This window comes from Streptomyces paradoxus (assembly GCF_014202475.1).
Classification (GTDB): Bacteria; Actinomycetota; Actinomycetes; order Streptomycetales; family Streptomycetaceae; genus Streptomyces; species Streptomyces paradoxus.
In genome coordinates, this window is record NZ_JACHGV010000003.1 from 648,953 (window position 1) to 664,860 (window position 15,908).

A 15,908-nucleotide genomic window follows, 5' to 3' on the forward strand; every position below is an offset into this window, starting at 1 on the left:
GCCGTTGTGCTGTCCGCAACGGTTCGCAGAACCTGGAGCAGCTACGTGTCGTAGACCGCGGAGCGATGCCCGACGTGCACGACCCACACCACCAGCTCACCGTTGTCGAGCGTGTAGATCACGCGGTAGTCGCCTACCCGTAGGCGGCGCCGGTCGGGCTGGGAGACCAGGGCCGTGGTGTTGAACCCCAGCGGGTCGCTCTCCAGCTCGGTCAGCTTGGCCAGAATGCGGAGGGCCATGTCCCGTGGGACCTTGCGGAGCTCAGCCTGAGCCTCCGGTCGGAAGACGGTGCGGTACTCACTCACTGCGCGCCAGCGTCTCCCGCATGATGTCCTCGATCGGGATGCCGTGTGCCGGGTTGGCCATGCGCTCGTCGATGATGCGGTTGATCTCGCGCTCTTCCCACTCCTGGTACTTCCGGAGCACTTCGATGGACACCACGGCGGCCACCTGCTTGCCTCGGCGCGTGATCACCGTGGGCACGTCGTCGCGGTCAGCCCGCTCCACGACCTCGGCCAGGTGTGCCCGGACATCGCGGATGGACTCAATGGGCAGCGGCTGTGTCATGCGCTCAAGCGTACCGAGTGTCGCAGGTGTACACAACGACGAAAGGCTCGTAGGGTTCGAAGTCGACACATGCAGGCCTGGTTGCACACGGAGTCTGTGGCGCGGTCCGATCAGAGGTCGGGCGGATCCGGCTGTCCAGCGGCTCCTTGCCGCAGGTACCGGTGGGCGAAGGCGATGCCGGCGGCGGCTGCGAGGGCCAGTAGGGCCAGGAGTACTCGTTTTCCGGGGTCCGGGGCGGGGGCGGGCGGCCGGGGTGGGGCCGGGGGGCCGGAGACGTCTCGGCTGATCCGTTGCCAGACGCGTTCCGGGGGCGCCGTCGGCAGGTCCACGAGTTGCGCGGTGCGGGCCGCCGCGACCACGCGGGTCAGCATGCGGAACTCGTCACGGCAGCGGGCGCACTGTTCGACGTGACGCAGTGCCTCGGCGTCGGCGTCGGTCGGGGTGGCGTTGCGCAGCGCCAGTTCCACCAGGTGCGCGGGCTCTACGTGGGCCACTTCGCCCTCCCGTTCCCCGCTGGGCGGGACTCGACGGGCTCCGCCGTGACGACGAGGTTGGACACGTAGCCCCCTCGCTCGGGGTCGTACGGAGGCGCACAGGTGATGAGGGTGAGGACGGGGGCGCCGCTGCGCCGGAACGCCGAGGGCGGCAGGTCGTCCTTCGGCACGGTGACCCGTGAGACGACCCGATAGCGCACCGGCTCGGCGCCCGCCCGCCGCACCTCGACACGGTCTCCGCGCCGCACGTCGTACAGCGCCAGGAACTCGCCGAGGTCACCGGTTTCGGTGTCGACGTGCCCGACGAGCACGGCCGAGCCCCGGGCACTGCCCGGCGCGGGGCCGTAGCGGTACCAGCCCGCCCCGGAAGGGTCGTCGGGGACGGCCATGTCCCCCCGGTCCGTCACGCCCACCGGACCGACCCGGGCGTCGAGACCGGCGCTGGGTACGAGCACCCGCCGGGGCGGTGGATCCTGCGCCGTGCCGGGCGCCGCCTCGGGCGCCGCCGCGCTCCTGGGTTCCGACGGTGCTGCCGCCACGCCGGGCGGCGGCGCGGCCGGCTGCGACGGCGTGGCCGGAAAACCGAGGACGGCTGCCAGAGCGGCAGCCGTCGCAATCGGTCCCGTCAGCCGCCGCGTGCCGTCAGCCACGCCGGCGGGCGACCCGGCGGGCCACCAGCAGGCCCGCCACCGCGACCGCTCCGGCCCCGGCGGCCCAGGCCGGCCCCAGGTCGGAGGAGTTCGGCGTGACGGCGGCACCGCTGCCGCCCGCGGGGACGCCCTTGGGCGAGGACTCCATGCCGCTGAACGTCTGGGTCGCCAGGGCCAGGTTCTTGTCCTCGGCGCTGCCCCAGGCGTAGACGACGTTGCTGGTGCCCTCGCCGAGCTTCAGGTCGGCCGGGCCTATGGCCACGGTGTCCGTACCGGCGAGCACCACGTCCGCGTTGACCGTGCCGGCGTCGACCTCGGCGGTGTCCTCCTTCGGGTTGGTCAGGTTGCTGAAGACCGGCTGTCCGCCGGCCCGGACGTCGACGGCGGGCGCGGCCGCGACATGGCGGACCGTCAGACGCGACTTGCCGGCGTCGACCTGGGAGACGTCGTTGGTGAAGGCCGTCAGCTCGGGATCGCCGTCGGCGGTGAGGTGGGCGGCGACCGTGGCGTTCGCGCCCTCCGGCACCTCGATCTTCTTCTCCAGGGCCGGAGTTCCGCCGGGATCCTTGCCCGCTTCGAAGATCTGGATGTCGTAACTCCCGGCGTCGAGGGACAGGGGGTCCGTCACGGTGCCGGGCTTGAAGTCGCCGATCAGTTCATCGCCGTTGGCGTACACGTCCACGGTCATACCGGGGATGCCGTGGAAGACGGACACCATGGCCTTGTCCTGCTGCTCGGCGGCCAGGGCCGGCGCGGAGACGCCGAGGGCCAGGGCGCAGGCACCGGTCGAGGCGGCGATGGCGAGGCGGGTGCGTGAAATCATGGGAATCATCCCTTCGAACGGAGGCTCCGTACGGTGCGGAGTCTCGGTCCTGTTTCGGGTGTGGGGGCCGCCGCGGATGCGCGTACGACAGGCCCTAGAGGTCCGTGCCGGGGGCCGGGGGCTGTTCGATCGCCTGGCGGAGCCGGTGCAGGCCGCGGCGGGCATGGCTCTTGACGGTTCCCAGCGGCATGCCGGTCCGTTCCGCGATCTGCGCCTGGGTCAGGTCCTCGTAGAAGGCCATGCACAGCACTTCCCTTTGCGGGCGCGGCAGTTGGGCCAGGGCGTCGATGAGCAGCACCCGGTCCAGGACCCGGTCCGGTGCCGCCTGGGCGGGCCCGGTGGTGTCTGCGTCGCGGCCGGCCGAGTCGATGAGCGTCAGGCGCCTCGTCCTGGCCGCCAGCGCGTCGACGATCTTGCGGCGTGTGATGCCGACCAGCCATGCGCCGAGCGGACCCCGTTCGGGGCGGAACCCCGCCCGGCCGTGCCAGGCGCCGAGGAAGACCTGCTGGGTCACGTCCTCCGCCTCGTAGGTGTCGCCGAGCAGTCGGGTGGCCATGGTGTGGACGAGCGAGCCCCATCGCCGGTAGATCGCGGCGAACGCCTCCTCGTCGGCGGCGACGAGGCCACGGGCCAGTTCCTCCTCGTACCGCGTTTCCTCCGCGGGTGCGGTGGGGGCGGTGAGTCGCGTGTTCGTGATCATGGCCTGGTTCCTCCTGCAGTGCGTCGTGCGGGGACGGAAGGCCGTCTGCCGACCGCACCGGTCGCGCTGTGCCGAGCCGCGACCATGCGCTGGAAGCCAGTGTTCGGCGCACAAACGACGCATCTCAACGTGCGTCGTTTGTGCGTCGTACAGTCGGGGGTATGGGTGTACACGAACGGGACAGCCGCGACCGCGGACCCGGGAGCGCGCCGGCCGGTGTCGGACTGACCACCGGGGAGGTGGCCAGGCGGCTGGGGGTCGCTCCCACCACGGTCCGCACGTGGGACCGGCGCTACGGCCTCGGGCCCGACGCGCACACGGGGGGCCGGCACCGGCGGTGGACCCCGGTGGACGTGGCCCGGCTGGAGCGGATGTGCGCCCTGACGGCGACCGGGATACCGCCCGCCGAGGCCGCGCGCACGGTCCTCGGCGAAGCGACGCAGGAACCGGCCCCGGCCCCGCAGGCCGCCCCGGCACCCCCGGGGGCGGCCGGGGAAGCGACGCAGGAACCGGCGGGGGAGGCGGCCCCGGGCCGCGGGCACGCCGACGTGCCACCGCGGCCGTCCGTCCGCACCCGCAGCCGGGCGGGCAGCGGGCTGCGCCTCGGTGACGTGCGTCAGGAGTGCAAGGGCATCGCCCGCGCCGCGCTGCGCCTCGACGCCTCCGCACTCGACGAGCTCCTGGAGACCGCGATCGCCGAGCACGGGCTGGTCGCCGCCTGGACCGAGGTGATCATGCCGACCCTCCAGGCCGTCGGCCGCAAGTGGGAGAGCTCCGGCGAGAAGTACGTCGAGGTCGAGCACTTCCTGTCCTGGCACGTCTCCGGCGCGCTGCGGCGCGGCGCCCCGCCCACGGCCGCCGACCGCCCGGGCGCGACCGTCGTGCTCGCCTGCGTACCGGGGGAGAACCACACGCTGCCCCTGGAGGTGCTGGCCGCCGCGCTGGCCGAACGGGGCCTGCCGGTGCGCATGTTCGGCGGCGCCCTGCCCGTGGAGTCCCTCGTGACGGCCGTCCGCCGAACCGGGCCGGCGGCGGTGGCACTGTGGGCGCAGTCCCGGACGACCGCCAGCCGCCCGCTGGCCCAGCACGTGGCCGCGATGGAGTGGGGCGTGCGGGGCGCCCGCCGCAAGCCGGTCGTCCTGACGATCGGGCCCGGCTGGTCCGGCCGGACCGTCCCGGGCCTGCCGCGTCCCACGGGGCTGGCCGAGGCCGTCGCGGTTCTGGAGACGGTCGTGTCGCGATAGCCCCGGCTGACTGCATCCGAACAGGGGCACCCGCCCGAAGCGGTGAACGGACAGAACACGACGGACACACCACGGCGGACGGGCACAGCCGACCGGGTGGCCGGGAGCGGAGTGCGGACATGAGCGGCGCGTGGTGGGCCCGGTGAGCCAGGGACCCGTCGGCACGTCGGACGTGGTGGTCGTCGGGGGCGGAGCCGCCGGCCTCAGCCTCGCGTACCGGCTGGTCGAGACCGGCGTAGCGACCGTGACCGTGGTGGAACCGCCGGACGGTCCCGCACGTCCGGCGGAGCGGACCTGGTGCTACTGGGACCAGGGCGACGACGACTTCGGCGAAGCGGTCACCGCCACCTGGCCCCTGCTGCGGGTGCACGGCCCCGACGGCAGCCCGCTCACCGTCGATCCGGCCCCCTCGCGCTACCGCATGGTGCGCTCCTCGGCCTTCGAACGACTCGTGCACGCACGGCTTGCGCGTGCGCCCGGCGGGCGGCTGCTGCGCGCCACGGCCGACACCGTGCGCGACGTACCCGGCGGCGCGGAGGTCCGCTGCACGGCACCCGACGGCCGGACCCTGACGCTGCGCTCCCGCCACGTGTTCGACTCGCGGCCCCTGCGCGCCCTGCCCCCCGCCCGGACGCAGCTGCTGCAGCACTTCCGCGGCTGGTTCGTGCGCACCCGCGGCGACCGCTTCGACCCGGCGGTCGCCGACCTCATGGACTTCCGGGTGCCCCAGCCGCGGCACGGACTCGCCTTCGGGTACGTCCTGCCGCTGGCCCCGGACCGTGCGCTCGTCGAGTACACCGAGTTCTCGCGGGCCTCGCTGACCACCGAGGCCTACGAGGCGGCGCTCGGCCACTACGCCCGCGAGGTGCTGCGCCTGGGCGAGTTCGGCGTGGAGACGGCCGAGCAGGGCGTCATCCCCATGACCGACGCCCGCTTCCCCCGGCGGGCCGGGGCGGCCGTCTTCCGCATCGGGACGGCGGGCGGCGCGACCCGCCCCGCCACCGGCTACACCTTCGCGGCGGTACAGCGGCACAGCCGGGCCATCGCCGCCGCTCTGCAACGCGGCCGCGTCACCGTGCCCGCACCGCACGGGAGGCGGGCGCTCGCCATGGACGCGGTGCTGCTGCGGGCCCTGGACACCGGGCGGATCGACGGCCCCGAGTTCTTCACCGGCCTGTTCCGCCGGACGCCGGCACAGCGCCTGCTGCGCTTCCTCGACGGCGCCACCTCGCTCCGGGAGGAGTGGGGCATCGGACTGCGCACCCCGGTGGGCCCGATGCTCCGCACCGCGCTCGAAGTGCCCTTCCTTCCCCGCCGCACCCACCCCGCCCCAGGAACCGGAGAGAGCCACCCATGACCCTGCTGCGCGACCACGACCTGGCACGCGCCTTCGACCACGCGTCCCGCACCTACGACCGCCTCACCGGCCTCAACCCGGGATACCGCGCCGATCTGCTGCGCTCGGCCCGCCGGCTGAAGCTCCCCGGGGACGGGGCCGGCCTGCACCTGCTCGATCTCGGCTGCGGCACCGGCGCCTCCACCCGGGCCCTGCTGCGGGCCGCGCCCCGGGCGCGGATCACCGCGGTGGACGCCTCCGCGGGCATGCTGCGCCGGGCGCTGGCCAAGCCGTGGCCCGACGGCGTGCGCTTCCTGCACCTGAGCGCCGAGGAACTCGACGCGGCCGGTGAAGGGCCCTTCGACGCGGTCTTCGCCGCCTACCTGTTCCGCAACGTCTCCGACCCGGACGCCGTCCTCGGCACGGTGCGCCGACTGCTGCGGCCGGGCGGGAGGCTCGCCGTCCACGAGTACAGCCTCGGCGGCTCGCCCGCGCACCGGGCGCTGTGGACGGCCGTGTGCCAGGGGGTGATCATCCCGGCGGGCACGCTCACCGGTGACCGGGCCCTGTACCGGCACCTGTGGCACAGCGTCCTCGACTTCGACACCGCCTCCGGCTTCACCGGGCGGCTGACGCGCGCCGGATTCACGGGCGCCCGGGCCCTGCCCCTCGCCGGATGGCAGACCGGCATCACGCACACCTTCGTCGCCGCGGCGGGGCAGGCCAACCGATGAGCCGCCCGACGAGCACCCGTCCGGCCGCCCGCCGCGGCCGGGACCGCAAGGCCGAGGTCCTCATGCCGGTGCCCGGCCGGGACCGGTTCGCGCGCGAGGACGCGCCGTCCGTCGCCGTCGTGGGCGGCGGGATCGCCGGTCTCGCCGCCGCCACCGGACTGGCCGAACGCGGCGCCCGCGTGACCCTCTACGAACGCGAGGACTCGCTGGGCGGCCGCCTGGCCGGCCACCGCACCCGGCTGGCCGACGGCTCCGAGGTGACCATGAGCCGCGGCTTCCACGCCTTCTTCCGCCAGTACTACAACCTGCGCGGCCTGCTGCGGCGCACCGACCCGGCCCTCGCCCGCCTCACCCCGCTGCCCGACTACCCCCTGCGGCACAGCGGCGGGCTGACCGACAGCTTCGCCCGCGTCCCGCGCACCCCGCCCCTCAGCGCCCTCGGGTTCGTCGCCCTCAGCCCCACCTTCGGCCTGCGCGACCTCGCCGCCCTGGACGCCCGGGCGGCGCTGCCGCTGATGGACGTGCGGGTGCCCGACGTGTACGCACGCTTCGACCGGGTCGGCGCGACCGCCTTCCTGGAACGCGTCCGCTTCCCGGAGGCCGCGCACCACCTGGCGTTCGAGGTGTTCTCCCGCAGCTTCTTCGCCGACCCGCGCGAACTCTCCGCCGCCGAGCTGATGCTGATGTTCCACATCTACTTCCTCGGCTCCTCGGAGGGGCTGCTCTTCGACGTGCCCGACGAGCCCTTCCCGCAGGCCCTGTGGGAGCCGCTCGCCGACTACCTCCAGCGCCTCGGCACGACCGTCCGCACCGGCACCCCCGTGCACCGCGTGGAGCCCGCCGGCAGCGGGGGAGCCGAGCTGCGCACCGGCACCGGCACCGAGCGGCACGACGCGGTGGTGCTCGCCCTCGACACCGCGGGGCTGCGCCAGGTCGTCGCCGACTCGCCCCGCCTCGGCACCGCCCCCTGGCGCGAGGACATCGCCGCCCTGCGCACCGCCCCGCCGTTCCTCGTCTCGCGGCTCTGGCTCGACCGCCCGGTCCGCGCCGACCGCCCCGGCTTCCTCGGCACCAGCGGCTACGACGGCCTCGACAACATCAGCGTCCTGGAACGCTACGAGGGCGAGGCCGCCCGCCGGGCCGCGAAACACGGGGGTTCCGTGGTCGAACTGCACGCCTACGCCGTCGACCCCGGCGCGGACCGGGAGACCGTGCAGGACGCGCTGCTCGGGCAGCTGCGGCGGGTGTACCCGGAGACCCGTCAGGCGCGTGTCGTGGACGTCCGGCACGAGTGGCGTTCGGACTGCCCGCTCTTCCCGGCCGGCACCCACCACCGGCGCCCCACCGTACGGACCCCGCACCCGTGGCTGACGCTGGCCGGCGACGGGCTGCGCTGCGACCTGCCCGTGGCCCTGATGGAACGCGCCGCCACCACCGGCTTCCTGGCGTCCAACGCCCTGCTCGCCGGGTGGGGCGTCCGCGGCCAGGTGCTGTGGACCGTGCCACGGGCGGGCCGCTCGCCGGTGCTGCGGGCGCTCGGCGCGCTCGCGGAACGTCCGGCGCGCCGGTGACGCCCGGCCGCCGGACGGGCCCGGGACGACCCGCACAGGCCCGTCCGGCGGGGTCACCTCACCCGGGGAACCGCCCGGTGCTGCGCAGCTCCCAGCGCCTCTCGGCGTAGGCGAGGTCATCGCGCCACAGGCGCCCGGCCGTACTGCGCATCAGGGGGCGCAGCACGGGGGCGGCGGCCCGGGCCAGGGCGAAGCCGCGCCGGTCCGAGGCTGCGACGACCGCCTCGATCACGGCCGTCCGCGGCCGGTCCGCGTCCGCGGCGGTCAGCGGCGTGGCATGGGTCTCCACCACGGACGTGGCGCCCTCGCCCTCGGTGATGCGCATGACGACGGTGCGCGGCTCCGGCGCGGTGAACTCGGCCCGCACGGGCACCACCAGACGGCCCGCCACCCGGAAGGCGACGTCGACCACGAAGGCGTCGTCCTCGTCGGCCCCCTCGTCGCCGGGCGGTTCCCTCACGACCGTCAGGTCGACGAAGGAGTACGGGTGGAACCAGGACCCGTGCCACGGGTCGAGCCGGTTGGCCACCACGTCCTGCGGCTCGCAGCGCCCGACCCCGGTGAACACCGCGTCCACCCCGGCGCCCGGTGCGGGACGGGCCGGAACCACGGGCCGCTCCGACGGCTCCTCGCCCCCGACCGCGTCCAGCCGCACCCACACCAGCACCCCGTCGTCGTGGACGGGGTACGGCTGCCAGCCGGCGAACGCGGCACCGTCCAGGGCCAGCCCGTGCCAGTGGCACACCAGCGTGCCGCACACCACCCGGCTGTCCCGCAGCGGAGCACCGAGGTGCGGGCAGGCGCCGTGGCCCGCCCGCAGGTCGCCCGACTCCGACCGCCACAGCACCACCTCGACGCCGCCGACGGTCCTGCCGTAGGGGCGGCCGGGGCGCACGTCACGGGAGGCACCGGCCACGAACCAGTTGCCGGAGGGCCGGGCGGACGCGCGTTTGAGAGTGTCCGCGATCAGGGCGGGGCGGGCCGCGCGCCAGGTCGGCGTCTGCTCCGCCCAGCCGGGACCGCGGCGCCGCCGCAGCGGTGAGGTCCAGCGTGCCTTGTCCGCTCGGTCGGTCACGACCCGGTCCTTTCCGTTCCAGCGCGGCGCTCCGCCGCGGGCGCCGCGTGCCACCGCGCGCCGGCCACCTTCAGGACACCGGCCGCGGCGGTGGCCGCCCGCCGGCGGCGGGACACCACCGCCCGGCGGTGCAGCACGGTGTAGTCGTGGCGCGCGATCGCGTCGAGGATGCCGCCGTACAGCGTGAAAGCGGTGCGGATGCACGGGCGTACCCGCGGGTCGAGCATCGCGATGCCCGGTTCCGCCGTCCGGTACACGTCCCTGGTCAGGGCCTCGGCCGCGACGAGCGCCGCCCGGATGCGCGGGTCGCGGCGGCCGCTGCGCCGGCTCCACTCCAGCAGCGGCCGGTCCACGCCGTGGGCGGCGAGCAGGTCCGCCGGCAGGTAGACGCGACCGCGGTCCAGGTCCTCGCCCACGTCCCGCAGGAAGTTGGTCAGCTGGAACGCCACCCCGAGGGCCGCCGCGTGCGGTGCCGCCTCCTCGCGCGGGACGACCGTGCCGAGCACGGGCAGCATCTGCAGGCCGATCACCGCGGCCGAGCCGTGCATGTAGGCCCGCAGATCGGCGTAGGTCGGGTAGTCGGTGACCTTCAGGTCGGCGCGCATCGAGACGAGGAAGTCGGCGAACAGCGTCACGTCGATGCCGTACCGGTCGGCGGTGTCGGCCACGGCCCGGACCACCGGTTCGGTCCCGCCGCCGGTACGCAGCGCGTGGGCGAGCTCGCCCTCCAGCCGCGTCAGCAGCAGGCCGGGCTCGTCGGGGGTCCGGTGCCGGTCCAGGTCGTCGACGATGTCGTCGGCCCAGCGGGCGAAGCCGTACAGCGCGTGCACCGCGGACCGGCGTTCCAGCGGCAGCAGGCGGGTGGCCAGGAAGTAGGTCCGGCCGTGGCGCGCGTTGAGCTGCCGGCATCGGGTGTATGCGGCACGCAGGCCGGGGTCGGTGATCCCGGCGGCGTCCAGTTCACGACGGGTCATGGGCACCTGCTCCGGTCGGGGCGGACGGGCGGCGGTCGGGCAACCGGCCCGCCCGGGTCGCCCGGGTGCGGCCCCCGGTGACGCGGGCGGCGGCGAGTTTGCCGCTGATGAGCACGGTCGGTACGCCGACCCCGGGCGTGGTCCCGCAACCGGCGAGCACCACGTTGTCCAGCCCGCGGACGAGGTTGCGCGGCCGGAAGGGCCCGGTCTGGGCGAAGGTGTGGGAGACGGAGAAGGGACTGCCCGCCGCGTGGCCCTGGGCCGCCCAGTCGAGCGGCGTCACCAGCAGTTCCTCCTCCACGCTGTCCGCGAACCCGTCCAGGCCGCGGCGTTCCAGCTCGGCGACCAGGCTGTCGCGGTACCGCGGGCCCAGGTCCCGCCAGGCGGCGGCGGAGGGGCCGACGGCGGTGTTGGGGCAGGGCGCCAGGACGTAGTGCAGGTGGTGGCCCGGCGGTGCCAGGGAGGCGTCGTGCGTGGTCGGACGGGTGATCAGCAGCGACGGGTCGCTCATCAGCGTGCCCGAGCGGGTCAGTTCGTCGAAGGTGCGCTCCCAGGCGGCGCCGAAGGACAGCGTGTGGTGGGCGAGATGGGACCAGGTGCGGTCGGTCCCCGCGTGCAGGACCACCGCGGACGGCGAGTGCCGCAGCGGCACCGGGCGCCGGGGCGTCCGGCCCAGCAGCCGGTGCGCGGCGGGAAGTTCGCAGGTCAGCACCACCGCGTCGCACGGGATGCGCTCACCCGAGGCGAGCCGGACCGCCCGCACCCGGCCGGCGGAGCGTTCCAGCGCGCTCACCTCGGCCGACCACCGCAGTTCGGCACCGGCACCGGCCGCCACGTCCGCCATCGCGCGGGGCAGCGCGTGCATGCCGCCCTTGGGGAACCAGACACCGGCCACCGTGTCCATGTAGGCGATCACCGCGTAGGCCGCGAGTGCCCGGGCCGGTGCCACCCCGGCGTACAGGGCCTGGAAGGAGAAGACCCGGCGCAGGCGGGCGTCGGAGAGGAAGCGGCCGATCCGGCCGTCGAGACGCCCGAAGCCGCCGAGCGCCGCCAGCCGGGCCAGATCCGGGTGCGCGAGCTGGAACGGCGAGTCGAAGTTGGTGTCGATGAAACGGCGCATCTGCGCCCGGTACAGCCGCTCCAGCCACGCCCGCAGCCTGCGGTAGCCGGCCGCCTCCGCCGGTCCGGCGAAGCGCCGCACCTCCGCCTCCATGGCCTCGGCGTCGGTGTGCACGTCGAGCGAGGTCCCGTCCGCGAATCCGGCCCGGTAGGCGGGGTGCAGGGGCATCAGCTCGACGTGCCGGGCGAGGCTCTCGCCGACCGCCGCGAACGCCTCGTCGGCCAGGTGCGGCATCGTCAGCACCGTCGGCCCTGTGTCCACCAGGTAGTCGCCGAGCCGGGCCCGCCCGGCCCTCCCGCCCGGGCCGGCGTCCCGTTCGACGAGCGTCACGCGGCGGCCGGCGCCCAGCAGATGCAGCGCGCACGCCAGCCCGGACAGGCCGGCGCCCACCACGACGACATGGTCCGTCGGTCCCGTCACCGTTCTCATACGAGTTCCTCCGCGGGGCGCGGGGCGAGGCCGGAGGCCCGCTCGACCAGGGCGGCGAACTCCCGCCGCACTCCGGGGGCGGCGCCGGTCGCTTCGAAGTGCCGCAGACCCGTGGCCGCCAGGTCCGCGATCCTCGCCTCCACCTCGGCCCGGGCGCCCGTCCGCTCCAGTGCCGCCCGCATCCGGTCGACGGTGTGCCCCGGCCGGGCGTCCGCGCCCGGCGCGAGCACGGCGGCGGCGTCCCGGTCGCCGGTGGCCTCCGCGAGCCGGACGGCGGCGGCGAGGAGAGGCGTGAGCTTGCGGGAGCGCAGATCCTCGTCGGCCGGTTTGCCGGTCAGCGCCGGATCGCCGAACGCCCCGAGGAGGTCGTCGCGCAGCTGGAAGGCCAGCCCCGCGCACCGGCCCGCGGCCCGCAGGGCGCCCACGGTGCGGGCGTCCGCGCCGGCCAGGGCCGCGCCCAGCGCCAGGGGCCGCGCGACCGTGTACCGGGCGCTCTTCAGGACCGCGATGGTCAGGGCCTCCTCCGCGCCGGACGAGCCGCTCGCCTGCGCGCGCAGGTCGCGGTACTGCCCGGCGACCATCTCGGTGCGCATGGCCCGCCACTCCTCGTGCAGCCGCGCGCCGTACGGCGAGGTGAGGGCCGTCTCCGTCAGCAGGTCGTCCGCCCACGCCAGCGCCAGGTCGCCCGCGAGCACGGCGGCCGACGTCCCGAACGACTCGGTGGACCCGCCGGTCCGGCCGGCCGGGTGGTCCCGGGCGAAGTCCACGTGCAGGGCGGGGGCGCCCCGGCGCAGCGGTGACCCGTCCATCACGTCGTCGTGGATGAGGGCGCATGCCTGGAGCAGTTCGAGGGCCGCACCCGTGCGCAGGACCGCGCCGGTGTCTCCCGAGCCGCCCGCGGCCCGCCAGCCGCACCACACGAACGCCGTCCGCAGCCGCTTGCCGCCCCGCCGGACGAACGCGGCGAGGCGATCGGCCGTCTCGCGGGCGAACACCGCGTCGGTCTCGCGGGCCTGCCGCAGCCGGTCCTCCAGCACCCGCTCCAGAACCGCCTCCATGGCGCGCGTGGCCCCCGGAGCGGTGAGCGGGGAGTGATTCGTCTCCGCCGGTCCGGCCACCGTCGGCCGCGGTCCAAGCATGCCCAACCCCTTCTCGCTTCCGGTCGTTCGCACTTCTGTGCTTCCGCCGGGAGTGGTGTTCCGGATGCGTCGGGTGCCCGATTCTCAGCCGCGCCCACGGGCCTGCCGGAAGCGGGCCAGGCCCTCGCCGAGATCGAGGAGCGGCGCCGGATAGCGCAGCCGGGCCCGTTCGTCCGCCGGCAGCCGCCAGGGCTCGTGCACCGCGGCGCCGCCGACGTCCGCCAGTTCGGGCACCCAACGGCGTACGTACGTGCCGTCCGGGTCGTAGCGCCTGCCCTGGAGGACGGGGTTGAGGACGCGGTGGGGGCGGGTGTCGGTGCCGGTGCCGGCGACCCACTGCCAGTTCAGCTGGTTGTTGACGAGATCGCCGTCCACCAGGAACCGGAGGAAGTGCCGGGCGCCGATCCGCCAGTCCACGTACAGCGTCTTGGTCAGGAAGCTCGCCACCAGCAGCCGGGCCCGATTGTGCATCCAGCCCTCGTGACGCAGCTGGCGCATGCCCGCGTCGACCACCGGGTAGCCGGTGCGGCCCTCCCGCCAGGCGGCGATGTCCTCGGCGGCCTCCTCCTCGCCGCGCCACCGGTCGCCCCGGGTGCGGTAGTCCCGGACGGACGCCTCGGGCCGGGCGGCGAGGACCTGGTGGTGGAAGTCGCGCCAGCACAGCTGACGGACGAAAGCGTCCGCCCCGGCGCCGCCCTTCTCGCGGGCCCGCCGGACGACCTCCACCGGCGAGAGCGCCCCGAAGTGGAGGTACGGCGACAGGCGTGAGGTCGCGTCACCGGCCAGGTCGTCGTGCCGGTCCTCGTAGCGGGACAGGCCGGCATCGGCCCACCTGGCGAACCGGTCGCGCCCCGCGCTCTCCCCGCCGGCCGGAAGATCCGGCGACAGCTCCGCCACCTTCGCGCGGGTGGGCGGCTCCTCGCCGCGCACCGCGTCGGGGACCCGCACCGCGCGCGGCGCGGGCAGCAGGTCGCGCAGCGGCTCCTTGGACCAGCGGCGCAGGTACGGGGTGAACACGGCGAAGTGGTCCGAGCCGGCCGGTGTCACCGCCCCTGGCGCGAGGGCGGTGACCACGCTGTCGTGCACCCGCAGCGCGACCCCGCCGGCGCCGAGTTCCGCGCGCAGCCGCTCCTCGCGGCGGTGGGCGTAGCCGGTGACCCCCGCGGCCATGTGCACCTCCGTGGCGCCGCACTCGGCGGCGACCGCCCGGACCTCCCGGGTGACCGGGCCGGAGCGCACCACCAGCCGTCCGCCGCGCCGCCGCAGCGAGGAGTCGAGGTCGCCCAGGCAGTCGGCGAGGAAGGCGGCGCGGTTGGGCACGTCGAATCCGGCGGCGCGGACGGCCGGGTCGCGGACGAACAGGGGCACGACCTCGTCCGCCGAGTTCAGCGCCGCGCGCAGGGGCGGATGGTCGTGCAGGCGCAGGTCCGAGGTGAACAGGACGACCGCCACGGTCATGGTGTCACTCCTGGTGCGGTGGTGCGGGTTCCGGGCGTTGCTCCCGAACACTTCGCCGCTCGCGGGCCCGCCGGATGCGCGCGGCGCTCCGGCGCCCGCCGGTGCCCTCGGACGCGGCCCGCGCGATGTTGCGCGCCATGCCGCCGAACACGACGGAGTGGAACGGGGCGACGCTCCACCAGTAGGCGTGGCCCAGCAGGCCACGGGGATGGAACAGGGCCCGCTGCCGGTAGCGGGTGCGGCCCTGATCGTCGGTCTCGGCGTACATCTCCAGCCAGGCGAGCCCGGGCAGCCGCATCTCGGCCCGCAGCCGCAGCAGATGACCGGGTTCGATCTCCTCGACCCGCCAGAAGTCCAGCGAGTCGCCGACCCTCAGCCGCTCGGTGTCCCGCCGTCCGCGGCGCAGCCCGACCCCGCCCGCGAACCGGTCCAGCCAGCCCCGCACCGCCCAGGCCAGCGGCGAGGAGTACCAGCCGTTGTCGCCGCCGATGCCCTCGATCACCCGCCACAGCGCCGCCCGGGACGCCTCGACGGGCCGCTGCCGTTCGTCCTGGTAGAGGCTGCCGCCCGCCCAGTCCGGGTCGGTGGGCAGCGGGTCGCTGGGCGCCCCGGGCACCGACGCCGAGGACCAGCGCGTGGAGACCTGCGCCTCTCGCACCCTGCGCAGCGCCAGGGTCAGTGCCTCGTCGAACGGCAGCGGCCGGCCCGGGGCGTCCGGCACGTACCGGGCGATGTCGTGTTCGCCGCAGACGACCTCGTGCCGCAGCGACTCGGTCAGCGGCCGGGCGAGGGAGGCGGGCACGGGGGTGACGAGGCCCACCCAGTGGCTGGACAGCCGCGGGGTGAGGACCGGGACCGGCACGATGAACCGCCGCGGCAGGCCGGCGACGGCGGCGTAGCGCAGCATCATGTCCCGGTAGGTGAGGACGTCCGGCCCGCCGATGTCGAAGGCCCGGTCGACGTCGTCAGGCATGGTGGCCGACCCGACGAGGTAGCGCAGCACGTCCCGCACCCCGATGGGCTGGGTGCGGGTGTGCACCCAGCTTGGGGTGACCATGACGGGCAGGCGTTCGGTGAGGTAGCGCAGCATCTCGAACGACGCGGAGCCCGAGCCGATGACGATGGCGGCCCGCAGCACCGTCGCGGGCACGGGCGAGTCGAGGAAGATCTCCCCCACCTCGGCCCGGGACCGCAGATGCGGGGAGAGCGACCTTTGGGGGACGCCGCGTGGCGTGAGCCCGCCGAGGTAGACGATCCGCCGCACACCGGCGGCCCGGGCCTGCTCGGCGAAGATCCGGGCGGCGGCGCGGTCGGTGTCCTCGAACCGGGAGCCGGAGGCGAGGGCGTGCACCAGGTAGTAGGCGACGTCGATGCCGCGCATCGCGGACGCCAGCGAATCCGGGTCGGTGACGTCCCCCCGGACGGTCTCGGCGTGCGCCGCCCAGGGGTGGTCGCGGAGCTTGCCGGGGGAGCGGGCGAGGCACCGGACGCGGTGGCCTTCCTGCAGCAGTTCCGGCACCAGGCGCCCGCCGATGTAGCCGGACGCCCCGGTGACCAGGCAGTGCAGCCGCCGCCCGTCCGTCGTCATGGTGTG

The 15,908-nt window shown here is 75.3% G+C and carries 16 protein-coding genes; 4 read left to right on the plus strand and 12 right to left on the minus strand.

Going from position 1 to position 15,908, the window contains the following annotated elements; all coding sequences use genetic code 11:
* Window positions 1–41: 41 nt before the first annotated feature.
* From HNR57_RS12715 to HNR57_RS12740, 6 genes are all read right to left on the minus strand, one after another.
* Window positions 42–305, minus strand: coding sequence for a type II toxin-antitoxin system RelE family toxin (locus tag HNR57_RS12715; RefSeq protein ID WP_184559861.1), 264 nt, complete (start codon window positions 303–305; stop codon window positions 42–44).
* On the minus strand, window positions 298–567 hold the full coding sequence (locus HNR57_RS12720; protein WP_184559863.1) for a type II toxin-antitoxin system Phd/YefM family antitoxin: 270 nt from the start codon (window positions 565–567) through the stop codon (window positions 298–300). The genes HNR57_RS12715 and HNR57_RS12720 overlap by 8 nt, the downstream gene beginning before the upstream one ends.
* Window positions 568–677: 110 nt before the next feature.
* Window positions 678–1,061, minus strand: coding sequence for a hypothetical protein (locus HNR57_RS12725; RefSeq protein WP_184559865.1), 384 nt, complete (start codon window positions 1,059–1,061; stop codon window positions 678–680).
* Window positions 1,049–1,516 carry a class F sortase gene (locus tag HNR57_RS12730; RefSeq protein WP_313673504.1) on the minus strand — a complete coding sequence of 156 codons (468 nt, stop codon included), beginning with the start codon at window positions 1,514–1,516 and terminating at the stop codon, window positions 1,049–1,051. The genes HNR57_RS12725 and HNR57_RS12730 overlap by 13 nt, the downstream gene beginning before the upstream one ends.
* Before the next feature lie 187 nt (window positions 1,517–1,703).
* Window positions 1,704–2,534, minus strand: a complete 831-nt coding sequence (locus tag HNR57_RS12735; protein WP_184559867.1) for a DUF4397 domain-containing protein — start codon at window positions 2,532–2,534, stop codon at window positions 1,704–1,706.
* Window positions 2,535–2,628: 94 nt separating this feature from the next.
* Window positions 2,629–3,234 (minus strand): sigma-70 family RNA polymerase sigma factor, encoded by a 606-nt coding sequence (locus HNR57_RS12740; RefSeq protein WP_184559869.1) that lies wholly within the window; start codon window positions 3,232–3,234, stop codon window positions 2,629–2,631.
* A gap of 161 nt (window positions 3,235–3,395) precedes the next feature.
* Between HNR57_RS12740 and HNR57_RS12745 the strand changes: the two genes are divergently transcribed.
* From HNR57_RS12745 to HNR57_RS12760, 4 genes are all read left to right on the plus strand, one after another.
* On the plus strand, window positions 3,396–4,478 hold the full coding sequence (locus HNR57_RS12745) for a MerR family transcriptional regulator (protein WP_184559870.1): 1,083 nt from the start codon (window positions 3,396–3,398) through the stop codon (window positions 4,476–4,478).
* A gap of 142 nt (window positions 4,479–4,620) precedes the next feature.
* Complete coding sequence (locus tag HNR57_RS12750; RefSeq protein WP_313673507.1) at window positions 4,621–5,835, plus strand: FAD-dependent oxidoreductase; 1,215 nt, start codon at window positions 4,621–4,623, stop codon at window positions 5,833–5,835.
* A complete protein-coding gene (locus HNR57_RS12755) occupies window positions 5,832–6,548 on the plus strand; it encodes a class I SAM-dependent methyltransferase (protein ID WP_184559872.1) in 717 nt (238 codons plus the stop codon). The genes HNR57_RS12750 and HNR57_RS12755 overlap by 4 nt, the downstream gene beginning before the upstream one ends.
* Window positions 6,545–8,119, plus strand: a complete 1,575-nt coding sequence (locus HNR57_RS12760; RefSeq protein WP_184559874.1) for an FAD-dependent oxidoreductase — start codon at window positions 6,545–6,547, stop codon at window positions 8,117–8,119. The genes HNR57_RS12755 and HNR57_RS12760 overlap by 4 nt, the downstream gene beginning before the upstream one ends.
* Before the next feature lie 58 nt (window positions 8,120–8,177).
* Here HNR57_RS12760 and HNR57_RS12765 read toward each other — a convergent pair whose 3' ends face one another.
* The 6 genes from HNR57_RS12765 to HNR57_RS12790 form a co-directional block, all read right to left on the minus strand.
* Entirely contained in the window at window positions 8,178–9,194 is a 1,017-nt protein-coding gene (locus HNR57_RS12765) for a Rieske (2Fe-2S) protein (RefSeq protein WP_313673509.1), read from the minus strand.
* Window positions 9,191–10,168, minus strand: coding sequence for a phytoene/squalene synthase family protein (locus tag HNR57_RS12770; RefSeq protein WP_184559876.1), 978 nt, complete (start codon window positions 10,166–10,168; stop codon window positions 9,191–9,193). The genes HNR57_RS12765 and HNR57_RS12770 overlap by 4 nt, the downstream gene beginning before the upstream one ends.
* The gene (locus HNR57_RS12775; RefSeq protein ID WP_184559877.1) at window positions 10,155–11,717 is read right to left on the minus strand and encodes a phytoene desaturase; all 1,563 of its coding nucleotides are present in this window, start codon (window positions 11,715–11,717) and stop codon (window positions 10,155–10,157) included. Before HNR57_RS12775 ends, HNR57_RS12770 begins: the two co-directional genes overlap by 14 nt.
* A complete protein-coding gene (locus HNR57_RS12780; RefSeq protein WP_184559878.1) occupies window positions 11,714–12,856 on the minus strand; it encodes a polyprenyl synthetase family protein in 1,143 nt (380 codons plus the stop codon). Before HNR57_RS12780 ends, HNR57_RS12775 begins: the two co-directional genes overlap by 4 nt.
* Before the next feature lie 84 nt (window positions 12,857–12,940).
* Window positions 12,941–14,314: a cryptochrome/photolyase family protein gene (locus HNR57_RS12785; RefSeq protein ID WP_184559880.1), complete on the minus strand. Its 1,374-nt coding sequence runs from the start codon at window positions 14,312–14,314 to the stop codon at window positions 12,941–12,943.
* A 4-nt stretch (window positions 14,315–14,318) separates the two neighbouring features.
* On the minus strand, window positions 14,319–15,902 hold the full coding sequence (locus tag HNR57_RS12790; RefSeq protein WP_184559882.1) for an SDR family oxidoreductase: 1,584 nt from the start codon (window positions 15,900–15,902) through the stop codon (window positions 14,319–14,321).
* Between the last annotated feature and the right edge of the window lie 6 nt (window positions 15,903–15,908).